We start from the raw sequence: 4,692 nt of genomic DNA on the forward strand, positions 1-4,692 counted from the left end.
CACCCCCACCACGCCCGCGCAGAGCACCCCTCCCGCGGAGACGACCCCGCCGGCCACCCCGACCACGCCCAAGACCTCCAAGACACCGCCCACGACCCCGGACGTACCTCCGCTGACGTCGACCCCGCCGGCCGCGCCGCAGCCGTCCCCCAGCGACAGCACGCCTCCGCTGGCCGAGACGGGCGCCGGCGCACCAGTCGGCATGATCGCCGGGGTGGCGGCCCTGGTCGTCGCGGCCGGTGCCGGCGCACTGCTCCTGGCACGCCGGGCCCGTCGCTCCTGACGACGGTTCCGCGCGTCCCCGACGCGTGGCGACACGCCGTGCCGGCTCCGCACGACCGTGCGGAGCCCCACGCGGGAGGGCGCCCGCCCGGTGAGAGACCGGGCGGGCGCCCTGCCACGACCGCGGAGGCTCTAGAAGAAGCCCAGCTTCTTCGGGGAGTACGACACGAGAAGGTTCTTCGTCTGCTGGTAGTGGTCCAGCATCATCTTGTGCGTCTCGCGGCCGATGCCCGACTTCTTGTAGCCGCCGAACGCGGCGTGCGCCGGGTAGGCGTGGTAGCAGTTCGTCCAGACGCGGCCCGCCTTGATCTCGCGGCCCAGACGGTAGGCCGCGTTGCCGTCACGGGTCCACACACCGGCGCCGAGGCCGTACAGCGTGTCGTTGGCGATCTTCAAGGCCTCGTCGACCGAGTCGAACGTCGTCACCGACACCACCGGGCCGAAGATCTCCTCCTGGAAGATCCGCATGTCGTTCGAGCCGCGGAAGATCGTCGGCTCGATGTAGTAGCCGCCCTCCAGACCCGCCACCGTGCGCGGGTTGCCGCCGGTGAGGAGTTCGGCGCCCTCCTTCTTGCCGATGTCGATGTACGAAAGGATCTTCTCGTACTGGTCGTTGCCGGCCTGCGCGCCGATCATGGTGGCCGGGTCGAGCGGGTCGCCGCTGACGATCGCCCGGGTGCGCTCGACGCAGCGGGCCATGAACTCGTCGTAGATGGAGGAGTGGATCAGGGCGCGGGACGGGCACGTGCAGACCTCGCCCTGGTTCAGGGCGAACAGCACGAATCCCTCGACCGCCTTGTCCAGGAAGTCGTCGTCGGCCGCCATCACGTCCGGCAGGAAGATGTTCGGGCTCTTGCCGCCCAGCTCCAGCGTGACCGGGATGATGTTCTCCGACGCGTACTGCATGATCAGCCGGCCGGTCGTGGTCTCACCGGTGAACGCCACCTTCGCCACACGCGGGTTCGACGCGAGCGGCTTGCCCGCCTCCACACCGAAGCCGTTGACGACGTTCAGCACGCCCGGCGGGAGCAGATCGGCGATCAGGTCGACGACGAGAAGAAGGCTCGCCGGGGTCTGCTCGGCCGGCTTGATCACCACGCAGTTGCCTGCCGCCAGCGCCGGCGCGAGCTTCCACGCGGCCATCAGGATCGGGAAGTTCCACGGGATGATCTGCCCGACCACGCCCAGCGGCTCATGGAAGTGGTACGCGACCGTGTCCGCGTCGATCTCCGCGATGCTGCCCTCCTGGGCGCGGACCACGCCCGCGAAGTAGCGGAAGTGGTCGACCGCCAGCGGGATGTCGGCGGCCAGCGTCTCCCGTACCGGCTTGCCGTTCTCCCAGGTCTCCGCGACGGCGATCTTCTCCAGGTTCTCCTCGATGCGGTCGGCGATCCGGTTCAGGATGTTCGCCCGCTCCGTCGTCGAGGTCCGGCCCCACTTCTCGGCGGCCCGGTGCGCCGCGTCCAGGGCCAGTTCGATGTCGGCCGCGGTGGACCGGGCGACCTCCGTGAACGTCCGGCCGGTCACCGGTGACGGGTTCTCGAAGTACCGGCCCTCCACGGGCGCGACCCACTCACCGCCGATGAAATTGTCGTAACGCGGTGCGAAATCGACGATGCTGCCGTCTGTCCCCGGCTGCGCGTACACCATGGCGGCTCTCCTCGAAGGACGGTGCGTATCCTCGGCGCAGCGACCCGCTGCCGCGACGCCGACGGCACTGTCGCTCGGGGAGGTTGGCGGGAGGTTGGCGCCCGCCGCGCCCGCCGCGCCCGCCCCGGCCCACGCGGTACGGCCGTCAGTCCCGCAGCGCCGTACTGAGCCTGCCCAGCGCGATCGGGCGGCGCGGGTCGTCCGGGCCGAGCAGGCGCAACGCGTGCTCGTGCACCTCCGCGTCGTACGGCGCCCGCTCCCCGTACCGCAGCGCGTGCTCCGGCCCGGCGCTCGCCAGGACCGCCTCCCGTACGGCCACCTCCAGCTGATCCCGCCACTCCACGACGCCCGGCGCCTCGGAGCGCGGCAGCAGCGGACCTCGGTAGTGACGCAGCGCCGTGGACGTGTCACCGCGCCGCAGCGCGTCCAGCACCAGTACGGCGTCGCAGCTCACCGGGGCCGTGAGGGCGTAACGTCGGGTCGTGATCCCGCCGCCGAGAGCGCGCCGCAGATGCGACATCTCCGCCTTGAACGTGGACGCGCTCACCGGACGGTCCCCGTACACCGCCGCCCTCAGCCGCTCGGCCGTGAAACCGTCCGGCTCCAGCGCCAGCAACGTGAGGATCTCCAGCTGACGCGGACGCAGCGGCAGCGGTACGCCGTCCCGCTCGGCCCGCTCCACGCCCAGACAGGACAGCAGTACGGGAGCCCGGAGCGCCTCGGACGCCGGGCGGGGCGCGGGCAGCTCGACCGCCAGCCTGCTCTCGATCGCGGTGACCAGGGACCGCACGGTGGACATGGCCAGCGGATGCGAGCGGTCCCACGTCGTCGACAGGTCCAGCACGCCGAGGACACGGCCGTCGGGCGCGTGCACCGGGGCGCAGTAGCAGACCCAGCCGTGCAGCGCGGACACCAGATGCTCGGCGGAGAACACGGTGCTGGGACGGCCGGTGCGCAGGGCGAGGGAGAGCGCATTGGTGCCCATCGCGGGCTCGTCCCAGCGTCCGCCCGGCGCGAAGTTGACCCGCTCCGCACGATGGCGCATCGTGCGCCCGCCGCACGTCCACAGGATCGTGCCGGACTCGTCGGTCACCGCGGCGACGAAACCGGCGTCGTCGGCGATGCTGTGCAGCTCGTCCGCGAGATCGTGCACCGGGCGGCGCAGCGGGGAGTCCGCCCAGCGCCGCGCCACCGAGCCGTCGTCGTCGGCGGCCGGCGCGCTGTCGCGGAGCGGGTCGACACTGCTCAGCGAGCGCAGCCAGGACTCCGTCACCTCCGGGCGCAGCGCGACACTGCCCGACGGTGACCGGCGGGCCGTCCTGAGCTGCGGGATCCAGCGGGACCACTCGCCCTCCAGGGTGGCCCTGCGTTGCCTCAGGTCACTTCGTTGTGACATCGCTTCCCCTGCCGTCGTCGGGGCAAGGGCCCGTCGTCCGTGCGCAACGGGCCGACCACAGTGTTATCGGCCAAGGAGACCGGGAGCGCAAGGTCGCGGACACTCTGGGTGCGGGGGGTGGGGGCGGGTGGTCCGGCCACGCCCTTTGTCACACCGACCGACCATAATGGAACGCCCCGACTCCACCTGGAGGTGCCGTGACCGGTTTCCGTCTGACAGGCCTCGGGCCCGGCGCGCTGCGACCCACGGCCTTCGGCGCGGAGCCGCGCGGTGAGCGCATGGCCCGTATCCGCCGGTCACCGCATTTCAAGGACGGCGTGTTCCAGAACCCTGGCGGCCCCACCCGCACCCGTCCCTCGGGCTCCGCACGGGACTTCGCGAAGATCTACTTCGACAAGGACGCACGCGTACGCCGCGCCCCGACCGGCACCGTGCCCGTGCACGCCACCACCGTCGCCGACCTCGCCCGCCCGCCCGCGACCGGCCTGCGGGTGACCTGGGCCGGGCACTCCAGCGTGCTCGTGGAGATCGACGGGCACCGGGTCCTGTTCGACCCGGTGTGGGGAGAGCGCTGCTCACCCTTCCCCTTCGCCGGGCCGAAGCGGCTGCACCCGGTGCCGCTGCCGCTGGCCGCACTCGGACCCGTCGACGTGGTCGTGATCTCCCACGACCACTACGACCACCTCGACCTGCCCACCATCAAGGCGCTCGCCGGCACCGACACCCTGTTCGCGGTCCCGCTGGGCGTCGGCGCCCACCTCGAACACTGGGGCGTGTCCACCACCCGCCTGCGCGAACTGGACTGGCACGAGGACACCAGGATCGGCGGCCTCACGCTCACCGCCGCCCCGGCCCGCCACTTCTGCGGACGCGGCCTGCGCAACACCCAGCACACCCTGTGGGCGTCCTGGGCCGTCGCGGGCGAACGGCACCGGGTCTACCACAGCGGCGACACCGGTTACTTCGACGGCTTCCGTGACATCGGCGCCGCCCACGGCCCGTTCGACGCGACGATGATCCAGGTCGGCGCCTACAGCGAGTTCTGGCCCGACATCCACATGACGCCCGAGGAGGGCGTGCGCGCCCACCTCGACCTCCAGGGCGGCACGCCGGGCGGGGTGCTGCTGCCGATCCACTGGGGCACCTTCAACCTCGCCCCGCACCCGTGGGCGGAGCCGGGGGAGTGGATGCGGGACGCCGCCCGCGACGCCGGCCAGCCGGTGGCGTTCCCCCGGCCGGGCGAGCCCTTCGAACCGGGGGGCACGCTTCCGACGGAGCCTTGGTGGCGGGGGGTGGCCCACCCGTCGTCGTCCGGGATGCCGCCTTGGCGTAAGCCCGGAGCAGGGGCGGGGGCAGGGCCCGGG

At 72.3% G+C, this 4,692-nt stretch carries 4 protein-coding genes; 2 read left to right on the plus strand and 2 right to left on the minus strand.

Annotated features, from left to right (window positions below; genetic code table 11):
• On the plus strand, nt 1-283 hold a 283-nt coding region (locus MTQ10_RS28010), incomplete at its 5' end, for an LAETG motif-containing sortase-dependent surface protein (protein WP_282612675.1).
• Between the two features lie 131 nt (nt 284-414).
• Here MTQ10_RS28010 and adh read toward each other — a convergent pair.
• Together adh and MTQ10_RS28020 are read right to left on the minus strand one after the other, a co-directional pair.
• Complete coding sequence (gene adh / locus MTQ10_RS28015; RefSeq protein ID WP_247473089.1) at nt 415-1,932, minus strand: aldehyde dehydrogenase; 1,518 nt, start codon at nt 1,930-1,932, stop codon at nt 415-417.
• 145 nt (nt 1,933-2,077) lie between these two features.
• A complete protein-coding gene (locus MTQ10_RS28020) occupies nt 2,078-3,328 on the minus strand; it encodes a helix-turn-helix domain-containing protein (RefSeq protein WP_247473090.1) in 1,251 nt (416 codons plus the stop codon).
• Nucleotides 3,329-3,525: 197 nt separating this feature from the next.
• Here MTQ10_RS28020 and MTQ10_RS28025 point away from each other — a divergent pair.
• The coding region (locus MTQ10_RS28025; RefSeq protein WP_247473091.1) for an MBL fold metallo-hydrolase at nt 3,526-4,692 on the plus strand (1,167 nt) is incomplete at its 3' end.

This window comes from Streptomyces sp. XM83C, from assembly GCF_023072675.1.
Classification (GTDB): Bacteria; Actinomycetota; Actinomycetes; order Streptomycetales; family Streptomycetaceae; genus Streptomyces; species Streptomyces thermocoprophilus.